19 protein-coding genes are annotated in these 20,509 nt (G+C 37.6%); 10 read left to right on the top strand and 9 right to left on the bottom strand.

Annotated elements, in window-relative coordinates; all coding sequences use genetic code 11:
* Nucleotide 1 precedes the first annotated feature (1 nt).
* The 4 genes from NYE73_RS16560 to NYE73_RS16545 all read left to right on the top strand — a co-directional run bounded on the left by NYE73_RS16560 (nucleotide 2) and on the right by NYE73_RS16545 (nucleotide 2,477).
* Nucleotides 2-1,123: a Nif3-like dinuclear metal center hexameric protein gene (locus tag NYE73_RS16560; RefSeq protein ID WP_259950842.1), complete on the top strand. Its 1,122-nt coding sequence runs from the start codon at nucleotides 2-4 to the stop codon at nucleotides 1,121-1,123.
* Between the two features lie 14 nt (nucleotides 1,124-1,137).
* Nucleotides 1,138-1,362: a hypothetical protein gene (locus tag NYE73_RS16555; RefSeq protein WP_259950843.1), complete on the top strand. Its 225-nt coding sequence runs from the start codon at nucleotides 1,138-1,140 to the stop codon at nucleotides 1,360-1,362.
* 112 nt (nucleotides 1,363-1,474) lie between these two features.
* Nucleotides 1,475-1,723, top strand: coding sequence for a DUF2164 domain-containing protein (locus NYE73_RS16550; protein ID WP_048392201.1), 249 nt, complete (start codon nucleotides 1,475-1,477; stop codon nucleotides 1,721-1,723).
* 214 nt (nucleotides 1,724-1,937) lie between these two features.
* Nucleotides 1,938-2,477: an NADPH-dependent FMN reductase gene (locus tag NYE73_RS16545; protein WP_048392202.1), complete on the top strand. Its 540-nt coding sequence runs from the start codon at nucleotides 1,938-1,940 to the stop codon at nucleotides 2,475-2,477.
* Between the two features lie 65 nt (nucleotides 2,478-2,542).
* On the opposite strand, the gene NYE73_RS16540 is transcribed toward NYE73_RS16545, so the two are convergent.
* Entirely contained in the window at nucleotides 2,543-2,722 is a 180-nt protein-coding gene (locus NYE73_RS16540) for a hypothetical protein (protein WP_054550103.1), read from the bottom strand.
* 261 nt (nucleotides 2,723-2,983) lie between these two features.
* On the opposite strand from NYE73_RS16540, the gene NYE73_RS16535 reads away from it, so the two are divergent.
* Complete coding sequence (locus NYE73_RS16535; protein WP_048392204.1) at nucleotides 2,984-3,610, top strand: hypothetical protein; 627 nt, start codon at nucleotides 2,984-2,986, stop codon at nucleotides 3,608-3,610.
* A 73-nt stretch (nucleotides 3,611-3,683) separates the two neighbouring features.
* On the opposite strand, the gene NYE73_RS16530 is transcribed toward NYE73_RS16535, so the two are convergent.
* The 3 genes from NYE73_RS16530 to NYE73_RS16520 all read right to left on the bottom strand — a co-directional run bounded on the left by NYE73_RS16530 (nucleotide 3,684) and on the right by NYE73_RS16520 (nucleotide 6,947).
* On the bottom strand, nucleotides 3,684-4,220 hold the full coding sequence (locus NYE73_RS16530; protein ID WP_259950844.1) for a tubby C-terminal domain-like protein: 537 nt from the start codon (nucleotides 4,218-4,220) through the stop codon (nucleotides 3,684-3,686).
* 154 nt (nucleotides 4,221-4,374) lie between these two features.
* Nucleotides 4,375-5,634 carry a dicarboxylate/amino acid:cation symporter gene (locus tag NYE73_RS16525; protein WP_048392206.1) on the bottom strand — a complete coding sequence of 420 codons (1,260 nt, stop codon included), beginning with the start codon at nucleotides 5,632-5,634 and terminating at the stop codon, nucleotides 4,375-4,377.
* 263 nt (nucleotides 5,635-5,897) lie between these two features.
* Entirely contained in the window at nucleotides 5,898-6,947 is a 1,050-nt protein-coding gene (locus NYE73_RS16520; RefSeq protein WP_016993522.1) for a TRAP transporter substrate-binding protein, read from the bottom strand.
* Nucleotides 6,948-7,058: 111 nt separating this feature from the next.
* On the opposite strand from NYE73_RS16520, the gene NYE73_RS16515 reads away from it, so the two are divergent.
* Together NYE73_RS16515 and NYE73_RS16510 are read left to right on the top strand one after the other, a co-directional pair.
* On the top strand, nucleotides 7,059-8,639 hold the full coding sequence (locus NYE73_RS16515) for an ATP-binding protein (protein ID WP_048392208.1): 1,581 nt from the start codon (nucleotides 7,059-7,061) through the stop codon (nucleotides 8,637-8,639).
* A 17-nt stretch (nucleotides 8,640-8,656) separates the two neighbouring features.
* On the top strand, nucleotides 8,657-9,358 hold the full coding sequence (locus NYE73_RS16510) for a response regulator (RefSeq protein ID WP_016993520.1): 702 nt from the start codon (nucleotides 8,657-8,659) through the stop codon (nucleotides 9,356-9,358).
* 47 nt (nucleotides 9,359-9,405) lie between these two features.
* Here the strand turns inward: NYE73_RS16510 and NYE73_RS16505 are convergent, their stop codons facing one another.
* From NYE73_RS16505 to NYE73_RS16490, 4 genes are all read right to left on the bottom strand, one after another.
* A complete protein-coding gene (locus NYE73_RS16505) occupies nucleotides 9,406-10,374 on the bottom strand; it encodes a 4-hydroxy-3-methylbut-2-enyl diphosphate reductase (RefSeq protein ID WP_048392210.1) in 969 nt (322 codons plus the stop codon).
* A gap of 76 nt (nucleotides 10,375-10,450) precedes the next feature.
* On the bottom strand, nucleotides 10,451-10,945 hold the full coding sequence (gene vrrA / locus NYE73_RS16500) for a VrrA/YqfQ family protein (RefSeq protein ID WP_004227219.1): 495 nt from the start codon (nucleotides 10,943-10,945) through the stop codon (nucleotides 10,451-10,453).
* Between the two features lie 161 nt (nucleotides 10,946-11,106).
* A complete protein-coding gene (locus NYE73_RS16495; protein ID WP_004227221.1) occupies nucleotides 11,107-11,814 on the bottom strand; it encodes a response regulator transcription factor in 708 nt (235 codons plus the stop codon).
* Complete coding sequence (locus NYE73_RS16490) at nucleotides 11,807-14,512, bottom strand: sensor histidine kinase (RefSeq protein WP_259419305.1); 2,706 nt, start codon at nucleotides 14,510-14,512, stop codon at nucleotides 11,807-11,809. The genes NYE73_RS16495 and NYE73_RS16490 overlap by 8 nt, the downstream gene beginning before the upstream one ends.
* Nucleotides 14,513-14,885: 373 nt before the next feature.
* Between NYE73_RS16490 and kdpA the strand changes: the two genes are divergently transcribed.
* Genes kdpA through kdpC form a run of 3 tightly spaced genes read left to right on the top strand, consistent with a single transcriptional unit; the run spans nucleotide 14,886 to nucleotide 19,315 of the window.
* Nucleotides 14,886-16,580, top strand: coding sequence for a potassium-transporting ATPase subunit KdpA (kdpA, locus tag NYE73_RS16485; RefSeq protein ID WP_103118448.1), 1,695 nt, complete (start codon nucleotides 14,886-14,888; stop codon nucleotides 16,578-16,580).
* 15 nt (nucleotides 16,581-16,595) lie between these two features.
* Nucleotides 16,596-18,659, top strand: coding sequence for a potassium-transporting ATPase subunit KdpB (gene kdpB / locus NYE73_RS16480; protein WP_259950846.1), 2,064 nt, complete (start codon nucleotides 16,596-16,598; stop codon nucleotides 18,657-18,659).
* 11 nt (nucleotides 18,660-18,670) lie between these two features.
* Nucleotides 18,671-19,315, top strand: coding sequence for a potassium-transporting ATPase subunit KdpC (kdpC, locus tag NYE73_RS16475; RefSeq protein WP_259950847.1), 645 nt, complete (start codon nucleotides 18,671-18,673; stop codon nucleotides 19,313-19,315).
* 50 nt (nucleotides 19,316-19,365) lie between these two features.
* On the opposite strand, the gene NYE73_RS16470 is transcribed toward kdpC, so the two are convergent.
* The gene (locus NYE73_RS16470) at nucleotides 19,366-20,421 is read right to left on the bottom strand and encodes a 2,3-butanediol dehydrogenase (protein ID WP_048392215.1); all 1,056 of its coding nucleotides are present in this window, start codon (nucleotides 20,419-20,421) and stop codon (nucleotides 19,366-19,368) included.
* Nucleotides 20,422-20,509 lie beyond the last annotated feature (88 nt).

Genomic DNA, 20,509 nt, shown 5'->3' with positions numbered 1-20,509 from the left:
GATGAAAACGGTAAATGGCCAAGAAGTTATTCAAGTGTTCGAAGCATGGTCGCCCAAAAAACTAGCTTGTATGGACAATGATCCAATTGGACTAGCGATAGGGACCCTCAACAAACCTGTAAGTAAAGTTTTGGTGACGTTAGATGTCAATGAAGCCGTGGCAAATGAGGCAATAGAAAAAGGCTGTGAGCTGATTATCGCACATCATCCACCAATCTTTAGACGCCTAGCGAATATCCGCACAGATCATCCAGCAGGGCGCTTATATGAAAAGCTCATTAAACACGATATTGCTGTATATGCCGCTCATACAAATTTAGATGTAGCCGAAGGTGGGGTAAATGATTTATTAGCAGATGCCCTACAGCTAAAAAACCGTTCAATATTAGAAGAAACGTATGCTGAGAATTTGTTGAAGCTGGCAGTCTTTATACCAACTGCTAATGCACAAGCATTACGTGAGGCGCTTGCAAAAGCTGGGGCGGGTCGTATTGGCGACTATGATGCATGTAGTTATACAACGACTGGAGAAGGTCGGTTCCGTGCATTAGCAGGAGCTAATCCGTTCGTTGGCTCTGTTGGTGAATTACATGTGGAGGAAGAAGTAAAGGTAGAAGTTGTTTTTCCTGAATCCATTAAAGGCCGCGTGTTAAAGGCCATGCTTACTAGTCATCCTTATGAGGAGCCTGCCTATGATGTGATACGTCTTGAGCAGCAAACAAATGTGATGGGATTAGGGCGTGTAGGTTACTTAACAAAGGACATGACGTTACAACAATTTGCTGAATTCGTTAAACAGCAACTAGATGTGCCAGCTGTGCGTGTAGTGGGTGATTTACAATCGAAGGTCAGCAAGGTTGCGCTTGTTGGTGGAGATGGTAATAAATATATCTATGCGGCAAAACGTGCAGGAGCTGATGTTTTCTTAACAGGCGATATGTACTTCCATACAGCTCAGGACGCACAAGCCATTGATCTGCAAATAGTAGATCCTGGTCATCATGTAGAAAAGGTAATGATTGCAGGAGTAGCAAAAAAAATGGCTGAACTATGTGAGGATAAAAAATATTTGGTTGAATTCATCCAATCAACGATCCATACAGAACCATTTTTATTTGTATAAGTGAGGGAACTAATATGGCTAATGAAAGACCAGCTGGTAATAAAGCAGGCAAGCTATGGATCATGATTGGTTTATTCATCGTTGTTTTTGGTATTGGTATGACGGTGATGACCAATATGGTCAATGATAAGAAAATCGATGCAATGACACAGCAATGTGAAGATGGTGGTGGACAAGCAATTGTAGCAAAGGAGAAAAACTTTTTATCCACTAGCTACTCATTTGAATGTAAACAATGAGATGGGGCTGAACGCTAGCAGTACTAGTGTTTCAGCCTTTTTGAATGCAAGGAATCTATGAACAGTGATAAGATGTAGATAAAATTGATTAACAGAAGTGGAGAGAGTTGTCTTGTTTATTCGTTTATCTAAAGATCAGCAGGAAATGATTCTTGCTGATATTCAACGTTTTTTTTATAATCAGCGTGATGAAGACATTAGTGAATTTGAAGCTGAACGTATGTTAGATTTTATCAAGGAGCATATTGCCCCCTATATTTATAATGCTGCCTTGTCAGATGCCAAGTATGTTGTGGAAAGACAATACGCCTCTATTGAAGAGGAATTAGAGGCATTGGAGCAGCCCATTAAAACAAAATAATCCTCTTTATCCCTCTAGATTAAATATTTGACAGGAAAGAATGGTTGATGATACCTTAATCTTGAATTAGAGATAATTCAATTCTAACTATTCAGAGCTAATTAACAGGTGATGAATAAAGGGATATTTTTCTGACCAAAATGGTTACGAGTGGCGAACACGTACGATAAATCGTGATGGAGTCACAAGAATGGATGATAAGAGGAGGCGTCATATGTTAAAAATCGGTATTATTTTAGGAAGTACGCGAGAAGGTCGTGTAAGCCCACAAGTTGGAGCTTGGGTAAAGGAAGTTGCGGAAAAACGTCGTGATGCGGAATATGAAATAATTGATATCGCTGAATTTAAATTACCATTTTTAGGGGAGCCAGGTGGAGATACTTCTGGGGTAGCTGCATGGTCAGAAAAAGTAGCAGCTTGTGACGGCTTTGTCTTTATTGTTGCTGAGTACAATCACTCCATTACAGGTGCATTAAAAAATGCATTAGATTATTTACGAGTTGAATGGAACAATAAAGCTGCTGGTATCGTCTCTTATGGTTCTGTTGGAGGTGCGCGTGCAGCAGAGCATCTACGAGGAATTCTCGGAGAATTGCTAGTTGCAGATGTTCGAGTACATCCAGCATTATCATTATTTACTGATTTTGAAAACGGCTCTGTCTTTAAACCAAAAGAGGTGCAAGCAGATTCAGTTCATCAAATGTTAGATCAGCTTGTGCCATGGTCAACTGCTTTGAAAACAATTCGATCCTAAACTTAAAGTTTTGATTCAGACGGCCGCTTTCAGAAAGCGGTCGTTTTTTGATGAGGTAAAATCCATTAATGTTTGATTTCTTCAAGGACTTTTTCCTTTAAATCATTCTCCATCGAAGATAGTTTTACTGTATTGGTGAGACGCTCTTTTAGTTCTTTATCTGTCATAATGCCACGTTCCTCTAAGATTTGTACAAGCAGATTTAATGTTAGTATATTTTTAATATCCGCTGCTTTTGATGCCATATAAAACCCTCCATAATGATAGAATTACTACTTCTTAAGTGTACTCCTTTTTGAGAAGCATGACACAGAAAGGACAAAACAAAGCAAATTTATTTCGCGTCCCGGAATATATAGGGAAAAATAAGCGATACAATTTCCCTTATGAAGAGTGGAGATACTGTATGGAAACTGCATTTTAGTATGAAAAGTATGTGCTGTTTCAAGCTAGAAAAGCGAATATTGTAGTAAAAGGGGACATACCTTCCTATCAGGAGGGATTCAATGGGTAAACGGTTTGGGCTTGTCATCGGACTGTTGGTAGTCATTATATCTATGTTGGTCCTATTTGATAGATTTGCAGGAGAGAAAAGGTCAGAAGCAAATAAAGAGGCTCAATCGCTTATAACAAATGAAGAGTTGAGTCTGGCTCGATTGAAGGATAAGCTACTTGAAAAGTATGTCGGCATTGACGTTAAAACGACGGAAGAAAAGGAATTAGTAATCCAAGTTGTAGGCGGAGAAGACTATTTCCAGTCAATTAAAAAAGATATGGAATCCATAGCAAAAAATGCTTTAAAAACGTCTCCCTTAAAGGACTATCCCATAGTTTTTGAAAGATGGGAGTTTACCTCCTTGCTTGATAACAACAAGATAATGGGGGATGATATGAACCTTTTGATGGAAGATTTAATTGCGGGCTTAGAAGCTTTTGACGTATATGAATATTTAGTTATTGAAAATCGAACAACCATTACCATACAAACAACGATAAAGGGCGCTACGCATGAGGCACTTGAGTTAGCTTTAAGGATGGAAGAAGCCATCAAGAAGATTGTACAAGCAAAAGCATCACAAAATGCTTCCTATGTTATTAACATATTAAATGCCCAACGAGAAAAAATAAATTAGCTGTGTAGAAAAATAACATAGGATTAAGGCATCGAGATTTTAATGCTCGATGCCTTTGACATGTTTAAAGCAGCTATGTAGTTGTTGCAAAGAGAGCTTGATAAAGAGTTGCTAGGAGTGCAACAAAGCGCATATCATCCGCTTGGAAAAGCTTAAACTGTATACCTATCTGTACTAGCTCAGTCTCAATAGAGCTTGCACTCGCAATCTTTTCATCATTGCAATATAAATAAGCAGTAGAGGTAAAATCCTTTTCAAAACGAAATTCTAAATCGTCCATTGTAAATGAATAAGAGGATTCTAATAATTGCACTGTTTTCCGTTGAATGGGTATCAAGCTGCCATCAGGCATAACAATTTGATGGCTGACTCCTTTTGTTAACAGGGTAGATTGTACTTGAAAAAGGGGTGCACCTAAAGTAGTTCGTGTCTCATAACGGTACGGTAATGTTTGCTGTGCAGCTACCAGCAAGACAGCATTCAGTACTTTACCAGCAGAGGTACGCTCCATTTTTTGAAGTACACATACTGTTTCGTTCTGTTCATTCACGATTGGAATATCAGTGAAGCTTTTAAAGCCCTTCGGATAGGTAAGCGTAAAAGTTGTCATAAAGAAACCTCCAGTCATTATTTATACGAGTAGGTAGTCGATGAGGTTTCAAGAAACTAGCTCTACGGTGTTTTTTATCTACTTGCCTCTTTATAAATAAAAGAACAGGCTGCTGAAGTAGCAAATTATTTTCGCTTTCAGCAGCCTGTTCATTTTATGACATTTGGGTATGACCGGATAGAGCACGCTTTTCCTGCTCTGTATCAAATTCTTTTTCCATTTTTGACACGACCACTGTTGCTACACCATTACCAATTAGATTTGTAACTGCACGTGCTTCTGACATGAAACGATCTACGCCGATTAAAAGGGCAATCCCCTCTACTGGGATCATCGGGAAGGCTGCTAATGTTGCTGCAAGTGTAATAAAGCCAGAGCCTGTTACACCAGCTGCCCCTTTAGAAGTAAGCATTAAGATGGCTAATAGCGTAATTTGATGCCAAACATCTAAATCCACACCATAGGCTTGCGCAATAAAGATAGCAGCCATTGATAAGTAAATGGATGTTCCATCTAAGTTAAATGAATAGCCTGTAGGAATCACCAGCCCAACCACTTGCTTTGAACAACCATAGTTTTCAAGCTTACGCATCATGGAAGGTAATGCAGATTCAGATGAAGATGTTCCGATAACGATAAAGATTTCATCTTTAATGTACTTGATAAATTTAAAAATACTAAAGCCAAAGTAATGGGTAATCAATCCAATGATCACAACAATAAAAATGAACATTGTAATGTAAACAGATAGCATTAAAAATCCTAAGTTTCCTAATGATTTAAGTCCAAAATTTCCGATTGTATAACTCATGGCACCAAACGCACCAATAGGAGAAATTTTCATCACCATGTTAACGATTTTAAAGAAAATATCTGCAACTTGCTCGAAAAATTTAATAACAGGTTTAGCTGGTTCTCCAATCGCCGCCGCAGCTAGTCCAAATAAAACAGCTGAGAACAAGACTGGTAATAATTCACCATTTGCTAAAGCACCAACTACATTTTCAGGAATAATTTGCATAATAAATGCACCTAAACCATGCTCTGCAGCCGCCGCGTCTGTATATTGTGAAACATCAGCACCGCTTGCTGCATCTGTATTAAAACCTTTACCTGGTTGAACAATATTGACAACGATTAAGCCAATTGCAAGGGCAAAAGTTGAAACAATTTCAAAATAAATTAAAGCTTTTCCACCAATTTTACCAACCTTTTTGACATCCCCCATGCTACCAATGCCGATTACGACTGTTAAGAAGATAATTGGTGCTATTAACATTTTAATAAGTTTAATAAATATATCCGCCAAGATTTTGAGCTTTGCCCCGAATTCTGGGAATGTTGCTCCGACGATAATCCCTAGTACAATGGCAATCAATACTTGTACTGTTAAGTTTTTAAAATTTATCCGCATATAGTTCTCCCCCTACAACATCTATGAATATTGTGTGAACGCTTTCATGTGGTTATCATAGCTGAAATTTTCCGACAATAGTGTTTATGACCGTAATGGTTGTATTGTTCATTTTGTTCATTCTGAGAGAAAGGGGTATTAAGGCTAGTAATATCAAGGGTTTTAAGCTGTTTTATAGTAGTTATGAGATTCGCGAATCTATTATAATACAATAGAAAAAATCCTTACGTTTTGTAAGGATTTTTCATTAATGAACAAAAGTATTAGGGATCAACGATTTTTTCAATCTCTGCTAAGATTTGATCGTTTTGAATATGGGCTCTATAAAAATCATAAACAGGTGCAAGTTGTTCCTTAAAGCGCTGTCTTTCTTGGGGACTCATTGTATACACATCAAAATCATCTAGCTGTTTCAACTTGTCCATATCTTGTTCATTCATAAGTTCAGCCTGCTCAAATTGCCAATCGGTTGTTTCTTTCATAGCATCCAACAACTGATGCTGAATTTTGATAGGTAGAGAATTCCAAAAGGTTTCATTCATTAACACAGCATAGCCTAAAATCCCATGCTGAGTGATAGTCATATGCTTTTGTACTTTGTAAAAACCCTTTGAATAGATATTAGAAGCGGTATTTTCTTGTGCGTCTATTGCATGCTTCTCTAAATCCGAAAAGACCTCACTAAAAGAAATAGGTATAGGTGTTGCTTTGACCACTTCAAATTGCTTTTCTAATGTTTTACTTGGCATCGTACGCACTCGTAAGCCCTGTAAATCTTCAAAAGTATGAATAGGCTGCTCAACAGAGGTTAGATGCTTAAACCCATTGTACCAAAAGCCAAGCCCTTTAATATGGAACGGCTCTAGCTCATTAACCAATTGTTCACCAATAGAACCCGTTAGGACTTCCTTTACTTCCTCATTTGTATTAAATAGAAAGGGTAAATCAAGCACCTGCCAATTAGGAACATAAGCCGTCATTTTAGAAAAAGTAGGGATGATCATTTCCACTTCTCCCTTTTGCAATGCCTGAAATTCATTTTCATCATTAAATAAAGAGGAGTTGGAGTAAACATGTACTTTGACCTTCCCGTTTGTTTTTTCTTCTACTAGCTCAGCAAATTTGTTGGCAGCTTGGCCTTTAGGGGTATTTTCAGCGACGACATGACTTAAATGAATTGTTATCTGTGTGTCTAAACCCTTTTGCTCATCATCATAGGGAAGTGGCTTGGCGAATAGTAATCCTTGTTGAACACTGATAGTGAGGATTAACACAAGCACAGTTATAATCGTACCAATAATAAATTTTTTCATTGTATACACCCAATTAATTCGTATTTTCTGATGTTTTTGTTATTCTAACATATGGAGTAAGCTAAAATATAGTAGGAGGGAGGCGGTCAGTTGAAATTTCAGAAGTTATCCATGCAGAGAAAAATTATGTCTCTGACTTTTTTTATTCTCATGCTTTCCTTTAGCATTGGCGGTACTTTTTTGTTAGGTTTTGTCATGAATGAGCAAAAGACCAAACTAAGTGATCAGGCACTCCTTGTAGCAAAAACCGTCTCTCAGCTTCCTGAAATAAAAACATATATTGCTAGTGAAAATTACTATGATGCCGTACAGCATATTAATCCTGTTGTAGAGGAAATCCGTGATATCAATGGGGCAAAATATATTGTTGTTCTTGATATGCAACGACGAAAATATTCCCATCCAAATAGCCAGGAACTTGGTCGAATATCTCAATCTGGAGATTTAAACGCCGCTTTTTCAGAGCATTACTATACGTCGATTGCACGTGGAGAACACGGTAATATGGTTCGTGCGTTTGTCCCGATTATGAACCATGAAGGACAACAAATAGGTGTTACAGTAGTAGGGTACAGTGTTCTTACGGTAGTGGAGTTACTGCAAACAATGCAAACCGAACTAATGGTTACTGTACTATTATCGTTACTATTTAGTGTATGGGGAGCACGAACATTGGGGCTTCATATGAAAAAGCAAATGTTTGGGTTAGAGCCGCATGAAATTGCCAAAATGTATGTAGAACGTACAGAAACGTTTAATGCCATGCACGAAGGCATCATTGCTATCGATAATGATTTGACCATTACGATTTTTAATGAAAAAGCCTGTGATATCTTAGGCGTTTATGAAAAACCCTCTACATTGATTGGACAGAAAATCTTTCATGTCTTGCCAGATACACGACTTCCTGAAATTTTAGAGCTGGATCAGCCGTTATTTAATCGTGAGCTGTATATTAATAATCATAGTATTATGAGTAATCGAATTCCGATACAGGTTAATGGCGAAACTGTTGGGGCAGTGGCCATGTTTAAAGACCGTACGGAAGTGAAAAAGCTTGCCGAAGAATTAACAGGCGTTAGAGCATTTGTCCAAGCCCTTCGTGTACAAACACATGAACATAAAAATAAACTGCATACGATAGCGGGTCTTTTACAGCTAGGTCATCATGAACAGGCACTTTCTTACTTAACACAAGTGAAGGAAGAGCATGATGAAATCACTAACTTTTTAAACGAACGAATAAAAAATGAAAATATTTCTGGGCTATTGCTCAGTAAAATTTCCTATGCGAAGGAACAAGGAATTCGATTGGAAATTGACCGTGAAAGCCGATTTACATCATTTCCAGCTAATTTGGATCATCATGATTTCGTCATTCTCTTTGGTAATTTGATAGAAAATGCGTTTGATGCATTAAAGGATGTACAGGTCGAGGAGAAGGTGATTCATGTTTCTGTGGATGAAGATGATGACGTATTAGCCATATTAGTAACCGATAATGGTGTTGGCATGACGGAAGAGGTCAAGCAGCACATTTTTGATAATGGTTATTCTACAAAAGAGAAAAACTACCGTGGAATAGGGTTATTTTTAATAAAGGAAATTGTCGAAAAAGGGCAGGGTGACATCGAAGTCATCAGTGAGCCTAACAAAGGAACAAGTTTTTTAATCACCTTTTATTATTCATAATGGATGGAGGGCTAGCAGTGGCACAGATTAGAGTATTATTAATTGAGGATGATCCAATGGTACGAGAGGTAAATCGTCAATTTATTGAAAAGGTAGAGCATTTTCAAGTGGTTGGACAGGCACCTAATGGGTTAGAAGGCATTACGCAAATTTGTCAACTGAAGCCTGATTTAGTTTTTATGGATATTTTTATGCCAGAGCAAGATGGTATTACAAGCTTACGCAAAATACGTGAGCTCGATTTACCAGTAGATGTTATTACCGTGACGGCCGCAAATGATATGGAGACAGTGAAACAGATACTGCATCTAGGTGTTTTTGATTATATTATGAAGCCTTTTTCTTTTGAACGTGTTAAAGGGACACTTGACAATTATTTACGCTTTAACAAGCAAACTCAAACAGAACGAGAGCTCACACAGGGAGAATTAGATCAGTTATTTCATTATCGTGATGGACAAACCATGTTGGATCAATCTGTTACATTGAAATCCGAAAAAAATCTCCCAAAAGGTTTTAATCGTACAACACTTGAAAAAGTTGTGCACTTTTTACAATCGGTGGATGGTGCCTCAGCGGAAGAAGTAGCCAGTGGAATTGGCATTGCCCGCGTAACAGCTAGAAGATATTTAGATTACCTTGAAAAACAAGAGGAAATCACAATGGATGTCCATTATGGTGGCATTGGTCGTCCTATAAACTATTACTTTAGTAAATAAAGAAAATCCTGATTGTCATAATAACAATCAGGATTTTTTGTGATTAACTAATAGGGCATGATTTTATCAACAGGTGTTGGTGTCTTAATCTTTGGCAGAATTTTATCTAGTGTTACTGTACGCTTAATCTCGTGTGTAGATGGATCATTTTCATCAAATTGATCAAGGAAGTTAATAACCTCTTTTACAATTGGTGTTGGCGTAGAAGCACCTGCTGTTACAGCAACGATGTTGATACCTTTTAACCATTCTACTTTTAGCTCTGAAACATCTGCAATTCGATAGGAAGGTGTTCCTGCAATTTCTACAGAAACTTGTGTTAAGCGGTTCGAGTTATTGGATTTAGGATCACCTACAACAATAAGTAAATCCGCTTCACCTGCTTGCTGTGCAACAGCCTCTTGACGTACTTGTGTAGCTAAACAGATCTCTTTGTGTACCTCAATATGTGGGAATTTTTCTTTTAAACTATCCATTAAATGGGCGACATCCCATTGGCTCATTGTCGTTTGATTTGTGACAAGTAATTTATCATTCGTTAATTGTAAAGCATCAATATCGTTAGAAGACTGTACTAAGTGGACATGATCTGGGGCAACGCCAATAGCACCCTCTGGTTCGGGATGTCCTTTTTTACCAATATAAATAATGTCATAGCCTTCTGCTGATTTTTCACGAATTAAATCGTGGGTAACTGTTACATCAGGACATGTAGCATCAATGGACACTAAGCCTTTTCGCTTCGCAATCTCACGAATTTCCGGTGAAACACCATGTGCTGTAAAAATGACAGTACCTGTTTCAACTTGTTCAATAATTTCTAGGCGGTTATCACCATCTAACGTGATGATCCCATCCTCTTCAAACGCATCTGTGACGTGTTTATTATGCACAATCATCCCTAAGATGTAGATAGGTCTTGGTAATGTTTTATCAAGTGCGGCGTTACGAGCGATCACCATCGCATCCACAACACCGTAGCAATAGCCACGTGGATTAATTTTTAATACTTGCATGGTGGTTGTGACTCCTTTCAAGCTTACCTATCTACATTATAACGGACAGTGACAGTGAATACAAAGAAACGTTCATTTACATTGGTGGTTGGAAAATACGTGGTTTAGATGGAAGTGGCTCGGGAGGCGTAAATGATGCACTTTGCCTAGATGACCGTCTACTTCCAGCAGCCTTACTATCGCTTCCTGCTGCTTCTGTTGCTCCACCGCCAGCGGAAGGAAGTCCTTGGAATCCTTTATACAATTTTAAAAGTGATGGAATATTTTTCACCATCGGCATAGCTTGTTGGATATAAGGGGTATAGGTTTTGGCTGTATTAAATAAACTGTTGGCTTGCTGTAAAAATGAACCGACTTTCGAAGCTTCTTGCACAGGTGGCATCGGCATTTGCCCTCCAAATGAACCTATTCCATTAGCCATTGGAAAGCCGCCTGGAATTCGTGGTTGAACAGGGAAGCCTCCAGGCGGGAAAAAGGACTGTGGCGACATCTGTGGAGGTGTTTGCATGGGCATGGGCATTCTCATGCCACCCGGATACATTGGGTATGGATAAGGTGGTCGAAATACCATAATGATCTCCTTTCTACTTGTTTTTCATTGATGACATACCTGACTATAGCTATGATATGCAAAGGCTAATAGGAGGGTTCAATAAAGCTACATAAAAGCAAAATGTAATATGGAATTTGTAAAGTAGAAGTCCAAATACAGCTAGACCTTAGGCTCCATATTCATTCATCCTCTTCATGATAGCGAAGCATTCGGTAGCCTACCCGTACATGTGTCTGAATAAGTTTGGGCTGTGCTGGATTAACTTCTATTTTTTTTCGAAGTGTAGCCATAAAAACTCGTAAACTTGGAACATCTGATTGAAGAGCGTTTTGCCAGATTTCCTTTAAAATATAATTATGTGTTAGAACTTTCCCAACATTTTTGGATAAAACAATTAAAAGTTTATATTCAATCGGCGTCACATGTATTTCTTTTCCATTTACAAATACTGTATGATCAACATAATTAATTTGAAGATAACCATTTGTGAAAATGGGATTCTCTTTTTCAAGTGGTTGTTCATAGGCCATTCTTCTTAAGGCAACCCGAATTCTTGCTAATAATTCTTCCACACTAAATGGCTTTGTTACATAATCATCTGCACCTGCATCCAAAGCATTAATTTTATCATGTTCTTCTCCACGAGCACTTACGACAATAATTGGTGTTTGATTCCAACTTCTAATTTTTGTGATTAGTTCTACGCCATCTATGTCTGGTAGACCTAAATCTAAAATAAAAACGTCAGGTTTTATGGTAAGAGCCTTTTGAAGGGCACTATTACCATCACGTGCAATGTCGAATTCATAATGGTTTGTCGCTAATGTCATTTTAATTAAATTGGCAATTGCTACATCGTCCTCAACTACTAGAATTCTTTTACTCATCAAATTTCATTACTCCTTTTTTCAGCGAAAAGTTAAAAATCGTTCCTTGTGGTTTATTATCTGAAACGTTTATGCTACTACCATGTAATTTTAAAATTGTTTGACAGAGTGCTAAGCCTAAACCAAGACCACGTCTACTATCACTGCGTTGTACTTTTCCAGTTGTAAATGGTTCAAACAAGCTACTTTTTAAAGCGTCATCGATTCCAGGCCCATTATCAGAAATACTAAAACTTACGAATCCATCTGATTCTTTCACTATGATCGTAATGGCACTACCTGGTGGGGTGTAAGTCAATGCATTATCGATAATATTAATGAAAACTTGTATGATGAGTCGAGCATCCATTAAAGCAAATAAAAACTCAGGTTTAATTTCATAAGATATTTTATGTGTATTGTTTTGACGAATAACATGGGAAAGTGCCTCTTGAATAATATCTTCTACTAGTTCAATTTGCATTTCTAACGCAAATTGCCCATCCTCTAACTTAGATACAGCTAGTAAATTTTCAACCATTTGTACAAGCCATTTTGAATTTTTATAAATATCTTCATACAATTTATTTTTTTCAATCTCTGGTATTAGTGGTGCATTGTTGAGTAAGATATCTGCATTTCCAGAGATAGCAGTGAGTGGTGTCCTAAGGTCATGAGAGATTGCACGTAAAAGGTTAGCTCGCATCTGTTCCATTTCAGCTTCTCGCGCTACTTCCTCATTAAGTTTCTGTAAATACCATTTATCCAAAGCGAATGAAAAATCATTAATAATGGCGTGCAAAATATTGCGCTCAAATGCAGGCAATGGGGAGACTTTAGATAGGGCAATACCTATAACACCCTTCACATCTCCATTAGAAATAACAGGTATATAATAAGCGTTCACTTCAGGAAAGATGTCTGTAGATACACCTGCTACATGCCTATTATTTGTAACCCAACTAACAACACCACATTCATTTGGATTATCGAAAAGTACAGCTATTTTTTGATTTTCACTACTAGACATTGTTTCAGTACGAAAGAAAGATGATTTCTCAATTACCTGGTTATTTATTTCGAAAAATTGTACAGGCTTTTCTACTAATTTAACAATTTGAGACATGCCTTCAACTATTATTTCTTCAATAGACTTAGCATGTTGAAGCCTACGATTTGTTTCAAGGAGCACCTCCATTCGATAAGATTTACGAATGGCTATAATGGTTTGCTCCTTTATCTTTTTTGTTAAGCTACTCGTAATTACGCCAGAGATAAACATGATAAAAAATGTCATTGGATAGTCACGATGATAAGCATCAAATGAAAATCGAGGCTCTGTAAAAAAGTAATTAAAAAGTAAGACAGCAATAATGGAGTTAATAATACTCATCATCGATCCAGTTGACCAAATAGCAAGGATGAGGACCCCTAAAATGTAAATTGTAATGATGTTTGACTCGCTTATACCTATTGAATATAGATACAAGCCGACAATTGATATGAAGCAAAATACGATAAACATTTTGAACAAATCAAGCCATTCAAATGATAATTTATTACTTATAATAGGAAAATAAAATGGTTCATTTTCTTGATCTGGTACTATGTGTAGGGCTAAGTTCGGAACAAATTCATTCAGGCGGTCACTTATTTTTGTGCTTGGTCGCCACCATTTTTTCCTCATACTTGTTCGTCCGATAACAAGTTTCGTGACCCCACTAATTTGAGCATAATTAGCAAGGGCTGCTGCTACGTCGTCTTCTTGAACGATGACGACATGGCCGCCAAGCTGTTCCACAAGTTTAATGTGTTGTTGTAATCGTTCTGAATTTGCACTACTTCCTTCTTGCTCCTGCAGGTTTTGTACATAAAGAGCAGTAAATTTACCGTGTAATGCTTGTGCAAGTCTTGCAGTGGTTCTAATAACTTTTGCATTTGTAGGAGAACTACTGATACCAACTAGTAGGTGTTCTTCAATTTGTACAGGGTGTTTGACAGATTCATGGTTGTTTATTTGTTTATAGTTGATTGTATCCGCTGCTCTACGTAATGCAATTTCTCGTAATGATACTAAATTTTGTTTGCGGAAAAAAGAATGCAGTGCTTTTTCCGCTTGTTGTTTTGCATAAACTTTACCTTCTTGTAGGCGTTGTATTAGTTCATCTGGTTCAATGTCTACAACTTTTATTTGAGATGCTTGATCAATTAAGTAATCAGGGATACGCTCTCGTACTTTAATGTCAGTAATTTCTTCTACTAAGTCATGAAGGCTTTCAATATGTTGAATATTTACAGTTGTATAAACATGAATTCCCTTTGACAGTAGTTCTTCAACATCTCCAAAACGCTTCTTGTGCCGCATTGTTGGAACATTGGAATGTGCCAATTCATCGATAAGAACAATTTCTGGCTTGCGCTGCAATACGGCATCAATATCTAATTCATAAAAAGCTTTTCCTCTATAGGTTATTTTTTTCGTCGGAATTTGCTCAAGCCCTTCTAGTAAAGCTAACGTATCTGGACGAGGATGTGGTTCTACATAGCCAACCACCACATCTTTACCTAATTTTTGAGCTTGATGTGCTGCATCTAACATTGCGTAAGTTTTACCTACTCCAGCAGCATAACCGAGAAAGATTTTTAAATTCCCTAAAATTTGTTGCTCCTGTTGAAGTCTTGCTAAAAACATCTCAGGAGTTGGACGTGTATTTTCCATCCTCGTTCACCTCATTTGTATTATAGCGTTAACTCCCATTAAGAAAGTATAAAGATTTTGCCTCTTTATGCTTTCTTAATAGAAAAGTAGATTTCCTAACACTACATTAATTTGAAAGTCAGTATGATGAGAACAACCTAAATGAAGGAGGGGTATTTTATTGATGGACTTTTATATGGTTGTATTGTTACTGATAAGCTTCGGAAGTCTTTTGTCATTAACTACATGGTGCTTCAAACTAGTGGACGAGCAATAAGGAGGAGATAGGAATGTGGATTTTTATCGGGATTGTACTTGTATTCTTGTTTGGTTATCTAGGGCATGCATTACTTTGTCCTGAAAATTATTAAAGGCTGTTAGGAGGTAATGCACTATGTGGCAAATAGCCATAGTATTAATTATTTATTTACCGCTCGTTATCTTAACTGGGCATTATCTATATCGGGTAACATTACATCAAAAAACATGGCTTGATCCTATTTTAGACAAAGTTGATGCAGTAATTTATAAATTGTGTGGCATTAAACAAGTAGATATGAATGGTAAAGAATATGTACTTTCATTAATACTTTCAAATGCAATTATGGTTTTTATTGGATATTTTTTGTTGCGCATTCAATCATTCCTGTTTTTAAATCCAAATAATATTAGCAATATGGAAGCTACACTTTCATTTAACACAATCATTTCTTTTATAACCAACACAAATCTTCAACATTATAGCGGTGAATCTGGACTCAGTTATTTATCACAGATGCTAGTTATTATCTTCATGATGTTTACATCTGCAGCTACTGGTTATGCAGCTTGTATGGCGTTCTGTCGTCGCCTTGTTGCGAAAACAGATACTATTGGGAATTTCTTTATTGATTTTGTTCGTGTTATTACGCGTATTTTAATGCCTATCTCCATCGTTGTTGCCATTATTTTAGTATCTCAAGGGACACCACAAACCTTAAGTGCAAATAAAACAGTACAAACGATCGAAGGAAAATTACAAGATATTGCACTTGGACCTGTTGCTTCTCTAGAATCGATTAAGCATATAGGTACGAATGGTGGGGGCTTTAACGGAGCCAATTCAACAACACCTTTTGAAAATCCAACCGTTCTCTCAAATATAGTGGAGATGTTATCGATGATGCTATTGCCGGGCGCTTGTGTAGTTGCCTTTAGTTTGATGATTGCTTATAGAAAAAAGAAAACTATTTTTGGAAAACAAGGTTTAGCTATTTTTGCAGCAATGAGTATATTGTTTCTACTCGGATTAGTGACTGTGTACATAGCAGAGAAGGCTGGTAATCCAATTATAAGTGAACTCGGTATAACACAGGAGCTAGGGAGCATGGAAGGAAAAGAAATGCGTTTTGGAGTAGTACAATCAGCATTATTTACCACTGTCACTACTGCGTTTACAACAGGATCTGTTAACAATATGCACGATACATTGACGCCTCTTGGGGGTCTAGTACCGATGTTTAATATGATGCTAAATGTTGTGTTTGGTGGTAAAGGGGTCGGCCTGATGAACATGATGATGTATGTTCTACTAACAATTTTTATTGCCTGTTTAATGATTGGGCGATCTCCTCAGTTTTTAGGTAAAAAGATTGAAGAGAAAGAAATGAAATTAATTGCTCTATGCATTTTGATTCATCCGGCTATTATTTTGCTATTTTCAGCACTAGCAGTTGTAACACCAACAGGAATAGCAGGCATAACGAATCCAGGTGCTCACGGATTATCACAGGTTTTATATGAATTTGCTTCAGCCTCTGCCAACAACGGCTCAGGGTTCGAAGGGTTAGCAGATAATTCCACATTTTGGAACGTAACAACAGGACTTGCAATGTTCTTTGGACGATATTTAACCATTATCATTCAACTTGCGATTGCGTCACTACTTGCCAAAAAATTTTGGCACAGTGATTCAATAGGAACATTAAAAACGGATAATACTACTTTTACTTTTTTACTAGTGGCTATCGTTTTAATGATTGGTGCATTAACATTTTTACCAGCTTTAGCACTTGGTCCAATTACAGAGCATTTACAACTTTATTCTTAATGGAGGAGAGAGCATATGGAAACAGTAAGAAAGAGTTTTTTGACAAGTAAGATGCTGAAAAATGCAATGATAGACGCTTTAAAAAAGTTTAGTCCCACTTATATGCTAAAAAATCCTGTTATGTTTGTTGTAGAAGTAGGATTTTTGTTTGTACTGCTATTAGTTCTTTTTCCAAATATGTTTGGGAGTTTAGTAGAAGAACATGCTCGATTATACAATGGAATAGTTGCTATCCTACTTTTTGTTACAATTCTATTTGCTAATTTTGCAGAGTCAATTGCAGAAGGAAGAGGTAAAGCACAAGTTCAAACTTTAAAAAAAACAAAGACAGTGACAAAGGCTCGTGTGTTGCTTCATGATGGTACGGAAATCCTTAAACAGGCCCATGACCTAAAAAAAGGAGATATTGTATTAGTTCAAGCTGGAGAGGTAATTCCAAATGATGGAGAAGTCATTGAGGGTATTGCTACTGTGGATGAATCGGCAATAACAGGTGAATCTGCCCCTGTTGTAAAAGAACGAGGTGGCGATTTTTCATCCGTTACGGGTGGTACGACGGTTACGAGTGATTGGTTAATGATTGAAATTACTTCATTGCCTGGCGAATCATTTCTGGATAAAATGATTACGCTTATTGAAGGGGCTAGCCGTAAGAAAACACCAAATGAAATAGCCCTTAATACACTTCTAGTAAGTTTAACAATTATCTTTCTGTTAGTGGTAGTGTCCCTCTATCCAATGACTATGTATTTGAATGTGCCAATTTCTATCGCAACATTAATAGCACTTACAGTTTGTTTAATTCCTACAACGATTGGTGGATTATTATCCGCAATTGGTATTGCAGGTATGGATAGGGTAACACAATTTAACGTCATCGCAATGTCTGGGAGAGCGGTGGAAGCCTGTGGAGATGTGGATACATTAATCTTAGATAAGACTGGCACGATAACATATGGCAATCGAATGGCAGCTGAGTTTCTACCAGTAAAAGGAATTGCCAGGGAAGAGTTAATGCAAGCTGCATGGCTTAGTTCTCTAACAGATGATACACCTGAGGGAAAATCTATCTTATCGCTTGCTTGCGAATTAGGGGTGAATACGGACGGTGAAAAAAGCATTATCCAGACAAGTAAACATATTCCCTTCACTGCACAAACACGAATGAGTGGCTTGGATAGGGTGGATGGCACAAAAATTCGAAAAGGTGCCTATGATACGATAAAAAGAGAGAGTTTGAAGGCAGGGTACAGTATTCCTTCAAATCTAGAGTTGCTGGTTCAACAAGTATCTACAGTAGGGGGGACGCCTCTGGTCGTAGCACTGAATGATAAAATTTTAGGCGTTATTTATCTAAAGGATATTGTCAAGGCTGGACTAAAGGAACGTTTTGAACAGCTTCGTGAAATGGGGATTAAAACCATTATGTGTACAGGAGATAATCCACTTACAGCAGCAGCCATTGCAAAGGAAGCTGGAGTAGATAGCTTTATCGCAGAAAGCAAACCTGAGGATAAGATTCAAGTCATTAAGGATGAACAGGCACAAGGGAAGGTAGTAGCAATGACTGGTGATGGTACAAATGATGCACCAGCGTTAGCGCAGGCCAATGTTGGTCTTGCAATGAATTCAGGTACAAATGCAGCAAAAGAAGCAGCTAATATGGTTGATTTAGATTCAAATCCAACTAAAATTATTGAAATTGTAGAGATAGGGAAGCAGCTTCTGATGACACGTGGCGGTTTAACAACATTTAGTATCGCTAACGATATAGCAAAATATTTTGCCATCATACCTGCTATGTTGATGGTGGCTGTACCTGAGATGAGCGCATTAAACATAATGAAACTTAATTCTTCAACAAGTGCGATTATTTCTGCCTTAATTTTTAATGCAGTCATTATTCCCTTGTTAATTCCAATTGCAATAAAGGGAGTAACGTATAAACCAATGAGTGCTACAAAACTTTTGAATAAAAATTTATTAGTCTATGGTATAGGTGGTATTATAGCTCCTTTTATTGGGATTAAGTTAATTGACATACTAGTTGGTCCACTATGCCGTAGTTTTGGGCTATAGGAGGAAGGTACATGCGAAAACTATTTATGAACTTAAAGCAAGCAATTCTGATTACAATAACAATGTTTATACTGTGTGGGCTAATCTATCCTTTTGCGGTGACTGCTTTAGCTCAAGGATTACTCCATCATCAAGCAAATGGTAGTTTACTAGAAATCAATGGTAAAGCTGTTGGTTCAGAACTGATCGGTCAATCCTTTTCAGCACCATCATATTTCTGGGGACGTGTTTCAGCCATTCATTACAATGTTTATACTGAGGATGATACGGTACCAGACAAAAATGGTCAGTTAAATTATAGTGGTGTGACTTCTGGAACTTTTAACTATGCACCATCTAATCCAGAATTGAAGAAGCGAATTGAAGCAGATATCAAGAAGTTTCTACTTGCAAACCCAACAGTAAAACGCCAAGATATACCTGCAGATTTAATGACAGCTTCTGGCTCAGGGCTGGATCCACATATTAGTGTGAAGGCTGCAAACATTCAAGTGAAGCGCATTGCCCTAGCAAGCGGTCTTTCAGAAGAAGAGATTGAAAAAGTCATTGAAGAAAATACGGAGAAACGAACACTAGGAATCTTTGGAGAAAATAAAGTGAACGTTCTAATGGCGAATTTAACTATCATGAAAAAAATGGATAATAGACAAGAATAATAACTATAAAATCAGGTAGAGAAATGCTTTATTCTCTACCTGATCGTATTTTATGCTTGAGAATTTACAAGAATTTTAATATGATTACGTTCCTTCATTAATGCCTCAAAGCCTTCTGTTACCACTTCATCAAGAGCAATTCGTTTCGTAACAAGCTTGTCTGCAGGGAAGTAACCTTGGGTCATCAGCTCCATTACGGCTGGGAAAATATCGCGGTAGGCAATAATTCCTTTGACTGTTCGCTCTGATAGAACGATATTGTTCGGTTGGATAGCAGCTGTAGACTCCCAAATCGACACGATGATTGTTTCACCTTCAAAAGTTGTTGAGTCAATAGCTTGTTGTAATACCACAGGAACGCCCGTTACTTCAAAGGCAACATCTACACCACCATTTGTTAATTCATGTAGACGCGCAACGGCATCTTCCTCTTTAGGATTAATGACGGCTGTTGCACCAAGTTCTAAAGCTTTTGCGGCACGCTCTGCTGAAAGCTCTACAGCATAGATTTCTGATGCGCCCGCTGCACGTAATGCTTCAATGACAAGTAGCCCGATTGGTCCTGTTCCAAAGACGGCAGCTTTGTCACCGGCTTTTAATTTACTTTGACGCACAGCATGTAAAGCGACTGCTGCTGGTTCAACAAGTGCTCCTTGCTCATAAGAAAGCCCTTCTGGCATTTTGTGAACCATTTTTTCATCTACCATTGTATATTCGGAGAATCCACCGCCACCGCCTGAAAGACCATGAAAACCTAAATGTTTACAAATATTATATTTACCTTTTTTACAGGCAGCACATTCGCCACATGCAAGGATTGGTTCTACTACTACAGGATCACCGATTTTAACAGATGTAACACCATCGCCAATTTCAACTACTTCACCTGAAAATTCATGTCCCATTACAATAGGTGCTATGTCTTTACTTACATAGTGAGGTTGCTCCACTGGAATAAAGATTGGCCCAGCTGCGTATTCATGTAAATCACTGCCACAAATCCCTGTCCAATGTACTTTGATTTTTACTTTTCCAGGTGCGATGACTGGTTCTTCAATGTTTTCTACACGGATGTCTTTTGCTTTATACCATCTTGCTGCTTTCATAATCTACCAACCTCCCATAATATCTTACAGCTCTATCATAACATGTGGGGAATCTGCTAATCATTAGTTCCCTATAAATTGACATAAA

It is taken from the genome of Lysinibacillus sp. FSL K6-0102, assembly GCF_038003545.1.
GTDB lineage: Bacteria > Bacillota > Bacilli > Bacillales_A > Planococcaceae > Lysinibacillus > Lysinibacillus capsici.
The sequence above is the reverse complement of the archived record's forward strand: the minus strand, read 5'-3'. Positions and strand labels throughout refer to the sequence as shown.